This window comes from Streptomyces sp. NPDC021080 (assembly GCF_044333225.1).
Taxonomy (GTDB): domain Bacteria; phylum Actinomycetota; class Actinomycetes; order Streptomycetales; family Streptomycetaceae; genus Streptomyces.
In genome coordinates, this window is sequence record NZ_JBIRQM010000017.1 from 1 (window position 1) to 14,587 (window position 14,587).

The following is a 14,587-nucleotide window of genomic DNA, read 5'->3' on the forward strand; positions in this document are numbered from 1 at the left end:
GGAGCAAGTAACTCCCACTCCAGGTCGGTGAGTTCATGGCGGCGTATCACCCGACCATGATCCACCACCTGATGATCTTTGAAGACGGACCCTAGATCTCAGCGGACCCTCGACCGAAGCGCCGGGTTGGTCGACCGGCGTCGACAGCTTCCCGTGATGGACCGGTCTCTATAGAGCTACGGATCAGAAGGTGCCCGTGCCCGTTCGTGAGGGGACCTCGGGGAATCACGGTGCCGAGCGGGCACCACTCGACGCAACGGCCCCGACCCTTTTCACCTGTGCACAATTGCAGTGTGACCGACATCGTTGAAGCCGCCTGGCGCAAGATCCTGGCAACCGCCGGGGATCACACCCGGCCGGGGGGTTCGCCGCTCCTGGGGCCGTTCACCAAGATGGTGCAGGTTGCCTACGCCGAGCCGCAGCTCCGTCAGCTCTGCCCGTGGGCGGGTATGTGGGAGCTGCACTTCAGCAGGTGCACGGGGTTCCGTCCCACCTGGGACATCCCCTACATCGGCACTCTGACGGACGGCCGGTACTACGTCGAGGGACCGCATCGCAGCAGCCCGCGGATCGCCGAAACGGACAGCGCGCAGGCCGCCGTAGCCATGGTCATCGAGCGACTACCACCAGGCTGCGGCCCGGCCTTTGTGGGAACCGCCGAGGAACTGGCGGCTTACGAGACGAAGGCGGACCCGAGTGAGAGCAAGAGTCGATGAGTTCCGCGGGGCCGTCTCTGGGCCGTGCGAGGGTGCTCAACGACGACCGACGCCGACAACCGTCGACGGCTAAGTCGCAGGTCGCAGCGTTGGGCGATGGCGGGGGTGCAGGTCGGAGACCCGGCCCGCACTTCTTCGGCTACTGAGGTGGTCCATGATCGCCTGTTCGGATCCTCCCGGAGGTGACCAGGCGGTGCCTTCGAGCCCTGTCCGGGTGGTGGTTGTCCTGCCCGGTACTCGCCGGCTCGATGAACCGGGCACCGTGCGCTAGTGAGGGGCGGCCAGAGCCTGGAACTTGAGCGCTCCGATCCCCAGGACGATGAGCTGCACCGTGCCGGGGATGTGCCATCGCAGGGCCAGGAGGCCACCACCCGTGACCACGGCGCCACCGGCCAAGTACCACATTGCCTGCCGCGCGAACATCTGCGCCTCGGGTGCGATGCTGCCGTCGTCGGTCCATCCCGCGAGCCCATAACCGAACCACAGGCCGACGATGACCACCACGTCGCAGGCGAGCAGCAGTACACCGACCATCACCTGCGCGCCAACGTACGGCGCACTCCCGCGTTTCATACCCACCCCGACCTTGTTCGCAGTCGCCAGTCTGCCGATCACCCGCAGCCCAGCATGCTGACCCGGTGGGTGCCGTGCATGAGTACACGTACTCAGAAGCGAAGCGGGGCGCTCGGCTCTGCCGCACGATCGAGCGGCGAGTGTCCAACCGCATGACAGCCAACGGACAACGGCGGACGGGTACGAACGCCTATGGACCGTCAGCGCAGATGAGGATTGCACCAACCCAAGCTCGAGTGCTTGCCCAAGTTGCTTCGGGGCGAAGAGGTCGTGGGTTCAAATCCCGTCTCCCCGACACAGGTCAGAGGCCCATTCGCTTGATCGCGAATGGGCCTCTCCGCGTTCTTCACGTCCGACCGGACAGGTGTCGCCCGGGACCGAGACGAGGATGCGGCCGTGCGGAAGCCCGGCCGTGGGCCTCAGCGGGCGAGAGCGGCCTCGCTCGGCGCCCGGTCGTGGGGGTCGGCGGGCAGAGCGCGAAGGATCTCCTCGACGCTCTGCTTGGCGTCGCCGAAGAGCATGCCGCTGTTCTCGCGGAAGAACAGCGGGTTCTGCACACCCGCGTAACCGGAGGCCATGGAGCGCTTGAAGACGACGACGTGCTCCGCCTCCCACACCCGCAGCACCGGCATGCCCGCGATCGGGCTGGCGGGATCCTCCTCCGCCGCCGGGTTGACGGTGTCGTTGGCCCCGATGACCAGGACGACGGAGGTGTCGGCGAGGTCGTCGTTGATCTCGTCCATCTCCAGGACGATGTCGTACGGCACCTTGGCCTCGGCCAGCAGCACGTTCATGTGCCCGGGCAGACGGCCCGCCACGGGGTGGACGCCGAAGCGGACCTCCACGCCGCGCTCCCGCAGTCGGCGCGTGAGCTCGGCGACCGGGTGCTGCGCCTGGGCCACGGCCATGCCGTAGCCGGGGGTGATGACGACGGACCGGGCCTGCGTCAGCAGTTCGGCCACCTCCTGGGCGTGGACCTCGCGGTGCTCGCCCTGTTCCTCGTCCCCGCCCGTGGGAGCCTCGATGCCGAACCCGCCTGCGATGACCGAGAAGAAGGACCGGTTCATCGCCTTGCACATGATGTACGACAGGTAGGCGCCCGAGGACCCGACCAGCGCGCCCGTGACGATCAGCAGGTTGTTGTCGAGCAGGAAGCCCGCCGCCGCGGCGGCCCAGCCGGAGTAGCTGTTGAGCATGGAGACGACGACCGGCATGTCGCCGCCGCCGATCGAGGCGACGAGGTGCCAGCCCAGAACGAGCGCGAGGACCGTCACGGCGATCATCAGGCCGAGGTTCGGGCTGATGGTGAACCAGACCGTCAGCGCCACGAACGCCACCAGCGCCGCGACGTTGAGCGCGTTCTTGCCCGGCAGAACCAGCGGACGGGACTTGATGCGCGCCGACAGCTTGAGGAACGCGACGATCGAGCCCGTGAAGGTGACCGCGCCGATGAAGATGCCGATGAACACCTCGGCGTGGTGGATCCCCAGCAGGTCGGCGGTCACGTGCTTCTGGGCGGCTCCGTGCGCCTCGACCTCCAGGTAGCTGTTCCAGCCGACCAGCACCGCGGCGAGGCCGACGAAGCTGTGCAGCACGGCGATGAGCTCGGGCATCTGGGTCATCTCGACCTGCCGCGCCCGCCAGATGCCGATCGCGGCACCCAGCGCCATCGCGACGAGGATCAATGTGACCGCACCGGCGGTGATGCTCTGTGCCGCCAGCACGACGGTCGCGACCAGGGCGAGGGTCATGCCGGCGATGCCGTACACGACACCGGCACGGGAGGTGCGGTGCTGGGACAGTCCCGCCAGGCTCAGGATGAACAGCAGGGCGGCGACCAGGTCCGCAGCGTGGGACGCTGTAGTTGAAGTCATTGCGGCTCAGCCCTTCGAGAACATGGACAGCATGCGGCGGGTGACGGCGAAGCCGCCGAAAATGTTCACGCTCGTCAGCAGTATCGCCACGAACGAGAGCGTGGTGACGACCGCGCTCTCGTGCCCGATCTGCAGCAGCGCCCCGATCACCACGATCCCGGAGATCGCGTTGGTGACGGACATCAGCGGCGTGTGCAGCGCGTGGTGCACCTTGCCGATCACGTAGTAGCCGATCACCACCGCCAGCGTGAAGACCGTGAAGTTCGCCGCGAGTTGCGCGGGTGCGAAGGCGACCAGGCCGAACATCGCCAGCATGCCGGCGCCGATCAGGGCGAACCGGGCCGACGGGGTGAGCCGCGACTCCTTGGGCTGTGCGGCCTGCGCCGCCGCGGCCGCGGGGGCGGGCTGGGACGCCGCGGCCGAGACGGCCACGGGCGGCGGCGGCCAGGTGACCTCACCCTCGCGCACCACGGTCACCGCCCGCTGGACGACATCGTCGAAGTCGATGACCAGCCGGCCGTCCTTGCCGGGTGTCAGCAGCTTGAGCAGGTTCACCAGGTTGGTGCCGAACAGCTGGGAGGCCTGGGTGGGCAGCCGGGACGCCAGATCGGTGTAACCGATGATGGTGACGTCGTTGTCGGTGACCACGGTGCGGCCCGCGACGGTTCCCGCGACGTTGCCGCCCTGGGAGGCGGCCATGTCGACGATGACGCTGCCCGGCTTCATCGCCGCCACGTCCTCCGCGGTGAGCAGGCGCGGCGCGGGGCGGCCCGGGATCAGGGCGGTCGTGACGACGATGTCCACGTCCTTCGCCTGACCGTGGTACAGCTCGGCCGCGGCCCGGTCGTAGTCGGCGGAGGTCGCCTTGGCGTAACCGTCGGTGCTCTCCTCCTGCTCGACGTTCACCGCGAGGTACTCGCCGCCCAACGACCGCACCTGGTCGGCCACTTCCGGCCGTGGATCGGTGGCCCGGACGATCGCGCCGAGACTGGAGGCGGCACCGATGGCGGCCAGCCCGGCCACACCGGCCCCGGCCACCAGCACCTTCGCCGGCGGGACCTTGCCCGCGGCCGTGACCTGGCCGGTGAAGAAGCGCCCGAACACGTGCGCCGCCTCGATCACGGCCCGGTAGCCGGCGATGTTGGCCATGGAACTGAGCACGTCCATGGACTGCGCCCGCGAGATCCGCGGTACCGCGTCCAGGGCCAGTACGCTGATGGGCCGCCTCGCGAGCTCGGCGAGCAGGTCCGACCGCTGGGCCGGACTGATCAGCCCGATCAGCGTCGCGCCGTCGGGCACGCGCGCGATCTCGCCCGGCGAAGGGGAATTGACCTTCAGCAGGACGTCCGTCCGCCAGGCGTCGCCGATCTGTGCGCCCGCCTCGGCGTAGGCGCTGTCCGTGAAGCCTGACGCCGTGCCGGCGTCCGACTCGACGACGACCTCGTAGCCCAGCCCCACCAATTGGCGCACGGTGGCAGGCGTCGCCGCGACGCGCGTCTCGCCCGGAGTGGACTCGGCGACCACTCCGATGCGCTGGGGCGGATGCTGGGCCGATTCTTGTGCGGGCATGGCGATGTCTCCCTCAGGGGGCACAGAGGTGCTGGCACGAAATGGGTCATCAGGGGGAGAGTCCACGCCCCTTGGACGCAGGAACTTACATGGTGGAGCAGGCTGTTTGGCACAGCACGCAGCCGTGACTTGCTTCACGCAAGGTGTGTTGCCGACAACACGACGACGGCGTTCCGTGATCAGGCGTTCCGAAATGTGTTCCCCACTGTTTCGGTGTCGCGGGAGCGGGTATGAATTGCGGTCGCCGATTCGACCTGTCTCCATTCTGTGAAGTCGGCCTTGTGTGCCCGGACCGGACGGACACGGTCACCTCTTCGCACCCGGTACGGGGCGAAGACTCGGGACGGCTGCCCGGCGCGGTGCTCGTCGGCCTGAAGCGTCCGTCGTCCCCGAGGCTGTGCCTTCGGCCGCACCGGCGGAGCGAGTTCCGCAGGGGTCTTCGGCCGCAGTTCCTCGGCCACTCCGTCGTCCGGCTTGCGGTGCTTGCAAGATATTGCATGTTCAGCAGGGCGGTTCTCGCGCCGGGCCTTCCCTCGGTACCGGTCTCAGGGCTGGCTCAACTTCGCTGTTCCAGCGACTAATTGAGCGAGAAACTCGACGGTGCGCGATCGCTGTGCCGCAACACCGGCATGACCCTGGAAGCTTTTCGATCAATGTGGTTGATTTATTTTTCTGAAACTTGCAGAGGGCGGGCGCGGTGGGCTGCGTCAGCCGCTGCGGGCATGCGGCTGTGACAGGGGGCGGACTCGTGAGGGACCGGATGTCGAGCTGGGCCTGGGGCATGGCGGTGCTTGCCCTCGTAGGCGCGGGGACTGCGGGATGTCAGGCCACCAGGAGCAACGTGGTGCTCGAGGTGCGTACTCCGTCGGCGTTGGCGGACGAACCGGTGCACGCACGGATCAGCGGCCTTTCGTCCGGCGAGGAGGTCACCGTCACCTCGCGGACGGTGGACCGCAAGAGCGTTCCGTGGCACGGGCGGGCCACCTTCCGGGCGAACGCCCACGGCACGGTCGACCTGGACACGGCTCATCCGGTTTCCGGCACCTACCGGCGTCCGGACGGCATGGGCCTGTTCTGGTCGATGGTCCCCACGACCGGAGATCCCGAGGCCACGTCCTTCGTCCCGCCCCGGCACGGCTATCGCGTCACCCTCACCGCCACGGCGCACGGACACCGGCTCGCCTCTCGTACGGTGACCCGCGAATGGCTGGGCGCAGGAGTGACCGGCAGAAAACTCACCGTCGCGGCCGACAAGGTCGCCGGGAGCCTGTACCTGCCTGCCCCTGGGACCCCTCGGCATCCGGCGGTGCTCGTCTTCGGTGGTTCGGAAGGGGGAAACAGCGGTACGCCCGTCGCGGCCCTGCTCGCCTCGCACGGCTACCCGGCTCTGTCGCTGGGCTATTTCGACCTCCCCGGCCTCCCTCACGCCTTGGAGAACATCCCCTTGGAGTACTTCGCCTCCGCTGCCCGGCTGCTGGCCGCACAACCAGGGGTCGACGCACGTCACATCCTGGCGATGGGGTACTCCCGCGGCAGCGAGGCGGCCCTGCTTCTCGCCGACGACTACCCCGACCTCATCCATGGTGCCGTCGTCCATTCCCCCTCGGCTCAGGTCAACAGCGGATTCCCGGACTACGGCACCTTCGCCTGGACGAAGAACGGCAGGCCCGTGCACGAGGGACCCATCCCGCTCGGCCACGTCAGCGGCCCCGTCCTGGCCGTAGCGGGAGCCGGTGACCTGCTCTGGACTTCACCCCGATGGGCCCGGCAGATCGTCCGGGAACTCGACGCCGCCGGCAGCCGGTATCCGCACCGGGCACTGGTCTACCCGGACGCCGGGCACGGTGTCGGTATTTTCCCGTACCTCCCGGCCGGCATCCGTTCGGTTCACCCCGTGACGGGACGGGTGACCGACCTCGGCGGCACGCGCGCGGGCAATGCCGCCGCACGAGAGGCGGGGTGGCTCGAAGTCCTCGGGCTCCTTGCCTCGCTCGACTCCTGAAGAACTGCGCATCCGGCGAAAGGTCGAATGAATGCCGGCCGGGGCAACGGCACCTGCTCACGCCGGGGGCGCCAGGCCGTGCTCTCCTTCACGGCCGCAGGGCAAGCGCCGAGCCGAGTTCCTGCGGGGCGGCGGAGGGCGGTCCCGTCTCCTCGGAACGCTCCGTCAACCTTCAGCGCGCCGTCCTGCCTTGTGGTGACCGGCCGCGTGGCGCCGCTTGCCCGTGTTCGCGATGCAGCACAGTGGGCCGGTGTCTCCTCGCCCGCTGACCTTCCTGCTTCTGACGCTCCTGAGCATCACGGGCTGCACCACGGTGACGCCCGATGCACCGCCGGCCGACGGCCGTCCTGACGTGCGTGCCTCGCTCGCGGCGGACGGCCCGGCCTCGCCGACCCCCGCGGCGCCGGCGCAGACTTCCTCCCGGTCCGTGCTGGTGCAGCCCTCCTCCCGGTCCGTTCTGGTGCGGACCGGGCCCCGGCCGCCGCGGCGTACAGCCAAGACCGGCAAGGTTCCTCGACACCGGGCGGCGGAGCCGGCACGACACGCGCCCGGTGTGATCCCGCCGGGCCACCGCGTGCCGCATCCGCGAGCCGTCCCGCAGCACCGGGAGCCGTCGCGAGCGCACGCGTACGCGAAGCGCCGTCGCCCGCGTCCACAAGCGCCGCGTGTCCGTCCGCAGCCCCTGTCCGGCCAGATGCGTCAGCTCTGCCGCCAAGCGGACGGGGTCGCCTCCTCCGGAATCGTCGACCTGTGCCACCGGACCTGGGGTTAGCGCTTGCGCCGGCCCGCGAAGCGAGCGTGACGGACCGGGCGGCATCGACCGTGGCTGCTCCGATCGTGCGGATCACGGAAGAACTGTGTCGCGCGGGGCCCGCAGGGCATGCCGGTCGCCGATCCGCAGCGGGGTGGCACCTTCGCCGGCCGATTCACCGTTTCGGAACGTGTCGGTGACGGCGCGTCCGGAAGCCTTCGGAGTCGCGTTCCCGCAGGGAGTGACCCATTGTCTCCAGCACGTCCTCCTCGCCCCAGCCCAGTGCGAACGCCCAGGAAACGAAGTCTCCGGCCACCTCGGCCCTGTCGCGGGAGGGGGCGTCCGGCGGCAACGGGGCCACGCGTGTTCCGGCGCCCCGTCGGGTGTGGATCAGGGAAGTCGCCTCCGGCTCGCGGTAGGCGCGGGCCACCGTTCCCGCCGCCAGCCCGAGGTCCACCGCCAGTTGTCGTACGGTCGGCAGTCGTTCACCCTTTCCCGCGTGGTCGTCGTGGCCGGTCTCGTCCTCAGGGGTGGGACCTCTCGCGAGCCGTGACCACGGACAGTGCTGCGGAAAGCCGTACGACCGCGCTCACCCGCGCGGATGGATTCGTGCGTCCGGTGAGTGCAACGCCGCTCGTGGTGGCCGTCGGCGCGTGCGAACGCCGCGAGGCTGTCGCACATGATCACACCATATGTACGACCGGTGCGGATGTGGCGCGGCAGACGCCGCCGGTCCTTCCCGGCCCGGGCCGGAACCGTCGGGGCGGCCGTCCTGGCACTGCTCCTGGCCCTCCCCGGCACCGCGACCGCGGCCCCGGGAGGCCTGGACGCCACCTTCAGCGGTGACGGCAAGGTGCTCACCAGCATCGCCGCCGACGATCACGCCAACGATGTGGCGGTGCAGCCCGACGGGAAGATCGTCTCTGTCGGTGCTTCCGTCGACGACTCGGCGACGGAGAGCGACTTCGCGCTGACCCGCCACAACCCCGACGGCACCCCGGACACCGACTTCGGCACCGGCGGCAGGGTGACGACCGCCGTCAACAACATGGACCCGGCCCCGAACCTCCAGTGGAGCGAGGCACAGGCCGTGGCGCTGCAGAGCGACGGCAAGATCGTCGTGGTGGGCAGCAGCTGGCGGGAGTACGAGGACTGCTGCTGGTTCGTGGTGGCCCGCTACAACCCCGACGGGACCCTGGACAACACCTTCAGCGGCGACGGCCGGGTCTTCGCCGACTTCAACGGGCCGACCGAGGCCCGCGACGTGGCCATCGACTCGCGCGGCAGGATCGTCGCGGCCGGCTACACCGGGGGCCAGATGGCGGTGCTCCGCCTCACGGGCAACGGCACCCCGGACACCACGTTCGGGGGCGACGGCACGGTGACCGCCAATCCGGCGGGGCCGGTCCCACAGGAAGGCGGGGACGGCCGGGCCCTGGCACTGCAGCCCGACGGCAAGATCGTCGTCGGGGGCCAGGTCGGCTCGACCGCCTTCGACTTCGCGCTGATGCGCTTCAATGCCGACGGCAGCGTGGACACGAGCTTCGACGGCGACGGCATCGTCCGCACCGACTTCGGCGACTACGAGTCCGTGGAAGGACTCGCGCTCCAGCCCGACGGAAAGATCGTCGCCGCCGGCGCCAGCGGCACCAGGTTCGCTCTGGCCCGCTACCTCCCCAACGGTGCCCTGGACACGAGCTTCGACGGCGACGGCAAGGTGATCACCCCCGGCGGCGGAGCGGCGGACGTGGCGCTGCAGCCGGGCGACGGCCGGATCGTCATCGCCGGAAGCAATGGACCCGGCGGCGATTTCGCCGTCCTGCGCTACAACCCCGACGGCAGCCAGGACACCGGCTTCGGCACCGGCGGGCTCGCGACCGCGGACTTCGGCGGCACCGACGCCGCGCACGGCATCGCCCTCCAGACGGACGGAAAGACCGTCGCCGTCGGCGCGGGCGGACCGGACAGCGACTTCGCCCTGGCCCGCTTCGAGGGAGGCGGTTCCCCGCCCCCGCCCCCACCGCCCGGTGCGGACCTGGCGGTCACGAAGTCCGGCCCCACCACGGCCAGTATCGGTGACCGGGTCGCCTACACCGTGCAGGTGACCAACAACAGCACCACGACCTCCGCCACCAACGTCTCCCTGTCCGACACGCTCAGCGGTGTCGCCGCCTCCGTCGTCTCGGCGACCCCCGGCTCGGGCACCTGCACGACCACCGCCACCACCGCGAGCTGCTCCCTCGGCACCCTCGCCCCCGGAGCCGTCGCCACGGTGACGGTGGCCGCCGAACCGCGGGCCACCGGCACCCTCACCGACCGGACCACGGCCACGGCCACCCAGACCGACCCGAACTCCGGCAACAACACCGCCACGGCGACCACCACGGTCAACAACGCGCGCGGCTGCACCCGCATCGGCACCAGCGGCAACGACACCATCACCGGCACCGGCGGCAACGACGTGATCTGCGCCCTCGGCGGCGACGACACCGTCAACGCGGGCAACGGGAACGACACTGTCCACGGCGGGTACGGCAACGACCGCATCGACGGCGGTTCCGGCAACGACACCCTCAACGCGGGCCCCGGCAACGACACTCTGCTCGGCAACCTCGGCACCGACAACCTGAACACCGTCGACAACGTGTCCGGCAACGACACCGCCGACGGCGGCCCCAACACCGACACCTGCACGACGGACACGGGCGACATCCGCCGCAACTGCCCCTGAGCCGTGCACCCCCCCCCGCGACACCGGCCCCGTGCAGCGTGCGGGGCCGGTGCGGTGACCGTGGTGTCCAGCGCGGCCAGGGCCCCGGATCGCGCACGGGCGCCCTGCGCGGCGCCCGCCGTGCCCGACCGGCCGACCTCAGGGTGACCAGACGTACGGTGTCGTCGTGGTGACGGCGCGCAGGCCGAGGCGGGTGAGGATCGGGGCGCTGCCGGCAGAGGCGTCGACGTAGAGGTAGGGGATGCCACGGGCGGCGGCGAGCCGGGCCCGGTGGGCGACCATGGCCCGGTAGATGCCCCGACCGCGCCATTCCTCGAGAGTCGAACCGCCCCAGAGGCCGGCGAAGTCGACGCCGTCCTTGAACACCAGCCAGGCGGCACAGACGACTTCGGCGCCCGCCTCGGCGACGAGGACGACGGTGTTCTCCGGGGCGTTCTCGATCCGGGCCGCCAGGTCGTCGGCGAGCCAACTCCAGTCCTCGCCCCAGACGGCGCTCTCCATCGCGGCGATGCGCCGGAGGTCCGAGCCGCCGGTGACACGGCGGAGGGCCACACCGTCGGGCAGGACGGCGTCGGCGGCAAGATCCGCGGACCGTCCGACGAGTACGGTCTCGCTGTCCTCGGCGACGAAACCGGCCGCGCCGAGCCGGTCGGTGAGGTCGGCGGGCAGATCGTGGGCACGCGTCTTCCATTCGACGGCCTCGCCACGAGCGGCGTAGAAGTCACGCTGCCGCGCAATGAGGACGTCCAGTTCCGCCCCGCGCACACCGAGGTCACGCGGGCCCGTGACGAAGCCGCGGTGCCAGCCGACGACACGGGTCAACGGGCCGTCCGTCTCGACGCGGACGCCGCCGCCGGGAGGGGTGACACCACGTAGCTGGGCGTCGTACGCGGCACGGAGATCGATGATCGACTTGTCCTTCACCCGGACACCGTACGGACCGGGTCAAGTGATTTTCCCCGTACGGTGAGTGCCGCGTGTGCTTCGTCTCCCCGCCGCCCTCCTCGGCGGCCGCCTTCCTGCCCATGGCAGGGCGCTCTCCTGACGCTCCTCGAGCGACCTCCGGAAACGGGGAAGGGCGGGGCCGCGCCGGGACGCGGCCCCGCCGGGGACGGGGGAGGGAGGTCAGCGGTCCTGGGCGAGCGCGTACAGCTCGCCCAAGAGGCTTCCCTCGGTGGCGACGAGGGCGTCGAAGGTGCCCTCCTCGCGGATGCGGCCCCGGTCGAGGACGATGACGCGGTCGGCCATCCTCACGTTGTCCAGCCGGTGTGTGACGACCACGGTGATCCGGTCCGGAGCCATCTCGCGCAGCTTGCGGAAGATCAGATGCTCACCGCGGGCGTCCATCTCGCTGGTCGGCTCGTCCAGGACGAGCACGGCCGGCTCCCGGTACATCGCCCGTGCGCACGCCAGGCGCTGCCACTGCCCGCCGGACAGTTCGTGCCCGCCCCACACCGAACGGGCCAGCAGGGTGTCGAGTCGATCCGGGAGCCCGTGGAGGACCTCGGCCATGCCGACGCGTTCCGCCGCGTCCCAGACGCGTTCGTCACCGTGCTCGCGGGGCTGGCCGAGGGTGATGTTCTCCCGGGCCCGCAGCGGCCAGTGCCCGTTCTTCTGGGGAACGAGGCCCACGTGCCGCCAGGCCGATTCGGCGTCGGTGGTGGCGAGGTCCGTGTCGTCCCACCGGACGGTTCCGCCGGTCGGCACGGTCAGCCCGGTGAGCATGCGGATCAGGGTCGACTTGCCGGCGCCGTTCTCGCCGACCAGGGCGACGACCTCGCCGCGGTTGAGGGTGAGGGTGACCGGATGCAGGGCCGGGGCATCCTTGTTCGGGTAGGTGAACTCGGCCTCGCACAGGCGGATCTGCCGCGGCGCCGCGGCCTGGGTGGTGCCGCGCGAGGTGGTCATCGAGCCGACTTCGCCGACGAACGTGTAGTAGTCGCTGAGGTAGAGGCCGTGGTGGAACATCACCGCGCCGTACCGCACGATCGAGTTGAGGGCGCGTCCGGCTGTCTGCGAGGCGACGATCGCGGTGCCGGCGATCGCCGTGGACATGGCTCCCGAGAGGGCGAGCGCGGCCAGCGCCGCCCACATCCCGAGCGTGAACAGGCCCGCCAGGGACGCCGCGAGGAGCGTCACCAGCAGATACGGGCGGGCTCCCTGGAGTTCGCGCCCTTCGACCCGGTCGCACATCGCCCGGTACCAGGAGTGCAGATAAGGGCGCATGGTGTTGGCGCGCAGTTCGTCGGCGAGCTCGGAGGTGGTGAGCCACCAGCGCATCATGCCGCGCACATTGCGGGCGGAGAGGGTGCGGTCGTGGACGCGGTAGTCGATACGCGCGGCGATCACCCCGCCCAGGCCCCGGGGAACGACCGACAGCAGCAGCACGCCCAGGAGCAGGGGATGCAGCGAGGTCAGCACGGTCGCGGCGGACACCAGCTGGACGAAACCGTTGGTGAGCGTCTTGGCGTCGTCCGCCAGGTCCACCGCGCGCAGCGCCCCGATCTCCGCCGCCTGGCTCCGGTCGGTGAACCCCTCGGTGTCGTACGCGGACAGCTCGGCCCTCATGTGGAGGTCGACGAGGGTGAGGTCGGCGGCCGAGGCGATCTTCGGGTTCAGACGGCGGGTGGCCCAGTCCGCGAGGATCCACATCCCGGCGCCCGTCGCCATCGCCACGACCGCGACGGTCAGCGCCGGCCACGCGTGACGAAGTCCGGTGCGGGCGTCGGAGCCGGCGAGGTGGGGCAGCGCCTTGGAGACCGCGGTGAGCATGACGGCGGTGCCGAAGCCGGACAGCACCTGGCACAGGAGGATCGTGATCGTCATGCGCCGGTCGACGGACCAGGCCAGCCGGGCCGACTGCGCGAGTGCCATCGGGATCCGGCGGGCCATGTCCCACAACGTGGCGTCGTCCATGGCCCGGCGGTGTTTGCGCCCGTTGTAGTCGAGCTCGGGGGGAGCCGAGGGCCGAGGGGCCGCCGAGCGTGCCGCGGGAACGGCCGCCGTGTCGCCGGCCGTGGACAGGGCCTCTGGCGCGGTGGCCGCCCGCTGTCGGTTCGTCATGCGGAGTCGCTTCACGCGAACACCCCCGTCATCAGCCGGTGCAGGGTGCGCCGTCCGCGAGCGGCGACGTACGGATCGCCGTGGTCCTCGCCCCGGGTGAGGGCGCTCACCGCGGCCAGCCCGGCCAGGCACTTCAGCACGTGGTGCTCCTGTGGTGTCAGCTCGCGTCCGTACCCGCCGAGACAGGCGGTGCGCAGCCGCGGCCGGTCGGCCCACACGCCACTGGCCAGGGTGACGAAGTCCTGGACGACGGGCGCGAACCGGGACCGCTCGAAGTCGATCCAGGCCGCGTGCCCCGACCAGAGCAGGTTCCTCGGCCGGGCGTCGCCGTGGATGAACCCGAGCGGCAACGGCCCCACCCGACGCAGCTGGTCGGCCAGGCCCCGTACGAGCGAGCGCTCCGCCTCGGTCAGCCGGTCACCGGCCTCGTCCAGATGTCTGTGCACGCCGTGCGCCGCGGTGTCCAGCGCGCCTTCGGCCTCGGCGCGCCAGTGGCCGGTCAGGTCACCGGCCGCGTGCAGCCGGGCCAGGAGCAGACCGCCCTGCCGGTGCGCCTCGTACTCCTCGGCGGCCGTGAGCGGGAGTTCCCCCGCCGGGCGGCCGGGCACGGCGGTCGTCAGCAGTGCCAGGTGCTCGGCGCTGGACGCCCGCAGGTGGGGCGCTCTGCCGGCTCCCAGCGCGGGCGCCGCGTGACGCAGGGCGAACGTCTCCCTCTCGTACGTCCGCGCCGTGGGCGAGACCTTCAGGTAGAACCGGCAGCCGTCGGCGCGTACGAGCTCCCACACCCGGGAGTTCTGCCGCGGGTGGGAGGCGTCCCGGGCCTCGGCGATGCTCCCGGTCTCCCGTTCGGCCCAGCCGCGCAGAGCCGCGGGAAGTGTCTTGGTGTCGCTCATGCCCCCCACCTCGGTGACGGTCGTGATGCCGATGCGAACGGGGCGCGGCGGGCGTCCGCCGGACGCTGGAGCACGACGGGCTTGATGGACAGGGCGGGGGGATTTTCGAACGCGGGGTGGGCGGCGGGAAGAGGACGCACGGGATTCACGGTTTTCTCCTCGGTAGGGATCGGGTGGAGCACCCCGGACAACGTGGCTGATCACGGGGCCGATACGGGGTGGACCGGGCGACAGTTCGAGTACAGGTTCGAGAGGTGGTGCGGCGGGCAAGCGCGGTCGGCGCCGCCGCCCGTTCGATTCACTCGGCCAGGGGACAGCGGCGAAGGCGTGACCCGAGCGGGGGATTGCGTGCGGGTGTCGAGAGCACAGGTCTCCTCGGTGGGGCGTGGCGAAGGCTGCGGGACGGAAGCCTCGG

Annotated in this window: 10 protein-coding genes; 3 read left to right on the top strand and 7 right to left on the bottom strand. The window is 70.7% G+C overall.

Features of this window, described 5'->3' with window-relative positions:
• Window positions 1–293: 293 nt before the first annotated feature.
• The gene (locus ACH4S8_RS34285) at window positions 294–716 is read left to right on the top strand and encodes a DUF6193 family natural product biosynthesis protein (RefSeq protein ID WP_398401157.1); all 423 of its coding nucleotides are present in this window, start codon (window positions 294–296) and stop codon (window positions 714–716) included.
• 267 nt (window positions 717–983) lie between these two features.
• Here ACH4S8_RS34285 and ACH4S8_RS34290 read toward each other — a convergent pair whose 3' ends face one another.
• The 3 genes from ACH4S8_RS34290 to ACH4S8_RS34300 all read right to left on the bottom strand — a co-directional run bounded on the left by ACH4S8_RS34290 (window position 984) and on the right by ACH4S8_RS34300 (window position 4,732).
• Window positions 984–1,289, bottom strand: coding sequence for a hypothetical protein (locus ACH4S8_RS34290; RefSeq protein WP_398401159.1), 306 nt, complete (start codon window positions 1,287–1,289; stop codon window positions 984–986).
• A 419-nt stretch (window positions 1,290–1,708) separates the two neighbouring features.
• Window positions 1,709–3,163, bottom strand: a complete 1,455-nt coding sequence (gene pntB / locus ACH4S8_RS34295) for a Re/Si-specific NAD(P)(+) transhydrogenase subunit beta (protein ID WP_398401161.1) — start codon at window positions 3,161–3,163, stop codon at window positions 1,709–1,711.
• 6 nt (window positions 3,164–3,169) lie between these two features.
• The gene (locus tag ACH4S8_RS34300; RefSeq protein ID WP_398401163.1) at window positions 3,170–4,732 is read right to left on the bottom strand and encodes a Re/Si-specific NAD(P)(+) transhydrogenase subunit alpha; all 1,563 of its coding nucleotides are present in this window, start codon (window positions 4,730–4,732) and stop codon (window positions 3,170–3,172) included.
• An 844-nt stretch (window positions 4,733–5,576) separates the two neighbouring features.
• On the opposite strand from ACH4S8_RS34300, the gene ACH4S8_RS34305 reads away from it, so the two are divergent.
• A complete protein-coding gene (locus ACH4S8_RS34305) occupies window positions 5,577–6,734 on the top strand; it encodes an acyl-CoA thioesterase/BAAT N-terminal domain-containing protein (RefSeq protein WP_398401165.1) in 1,158 nt (385 codons plus the stop codon).
• Window positions 6,735–7,660: 926 nt separating this feature from the next.
• Here ACH4S8_RS34305 and ACH4S8_RS34310 read toward each other — a convergent pair.
• Window positions 7,661–7,942 (bottom strand): hypothetical protein, encoded by a 282-nt coding sequence (locus ACH4S8_RS34310; protein ID WP_398401168.1) that lies wholly within the window; start codon window positions 7,940–7,942, stop codon window positions 7,661–7,663.
• Between the two features lie 222 nt (window positions 7,943–8,164).
• Between ACH4S8_RS34310 and ACH4S8_RS34315 the strand changes: the two genes are divergently transcribed.
• A complete protein-coding gene (locus tag ACH4S8_RS34315; protein ID WP_398401170.1) occupies window positions 8,165–10,216 on the top strand; it encodes a calcium-binding protein in 2,052 nt (683 codons plus the stop codon).
• Window positions 10,217–10,354: 138 nt separating this feature from the next.
• Here ACH4S8_RS34315 and ACH4S8_RS34320 read toward each other — a convergent pair whose 3' ends face one another.
• The 3 genes from ACH4S8_RS34320 to ACH4S8_RS34330 form a co-directional block, all read right to left on the bottom strand.
• Window positions 10,355–11,140: a GNAT family N-acetyltransferase gene (locus ACH4S8_RS34320; RefSeq protein WP_398401172.1), complete on the bottom strand. Its 786-nt coding sequence runs from the start codon at window positions 11,138–11,140 to the stop codon at window positions 10,355–10,357.
• A gap of 201 nt (window positions 11,141–11,341) precedes the next feature.
• Window positions 11,342–13,279 carry an ATP-binding cassette domain-containing protein gene (locus ACH4S8_RS34325; RefSeq protein WP_398401175.1) on the bottom strand — a complete coding sequence of 646 codons (1,938 nt, stop codon included), beginning with the start codon at window positions 13,277–13,279 and terminating at the stop codon, window positions 11,342–11,344.
• An 11-nt stretch (window positions 13,280–13,290) separates the two neighbouring features.
• Entirely contained in the window at window positions 13,291–14,172 is an 882-nt protein-coding gene (locus ACH4S8_RS34330; RefSeq protein WP_398401177.1) for a phosphotransferase enzyme family protein, read from the bottom strand.
• Between the last annotated feature and the right edge of the window lie 415 nt (window positions 14,173–14,587).

Excerpts from the sequence above, each read along its gene's own strand:
- ACH4S8_RS34325 (WP_398401175.1), bottom strand. The coding sequence starts at position 13,279 with ATGACGAACCGACAGCGGGCGGCCACCGCGCCAGAGGCCCTGTCCACG.
- pntB (WP_398401161.1), bottom strand. The coding sequence starts at position 3,163 with ATGACTTCAACTACAGCGTCCCACGCTGCGGACCTGGTCGCCGCCCTG.
- ACH4S8_RS34330 (WP_398401177.1), bottom strand. The coding sequence starts at position 14,172 with ATGAGCGACACCAAGACACTTCCCGCGGCTCTGCGCGGCTGGGCCGAA.
- ACH4S8_RS34300 (WP_398401163.1), bottom strand. The coding sequence starts at position 4,732 with ATGCCCGCACAAGAATCGGCCCAGCATCCGCCCCAGCGCATCGGAGTG.
- ACH4S8_RS34315 (WP_398401170.1), top strand. The coding sequence starts at position 8,165 with ATGATCACACCATATGTACGACCGGTGCGGATGTGGCGCGGCAGACGC.
- ACH4S8_RS34290 (WP_398401159.1), bottom strand. The coding sequence starts at position 1,289 with ATGAAACGCGGGAGTGCGCCGTACGTTGGCGCGCAGGTGATGGTCGGT.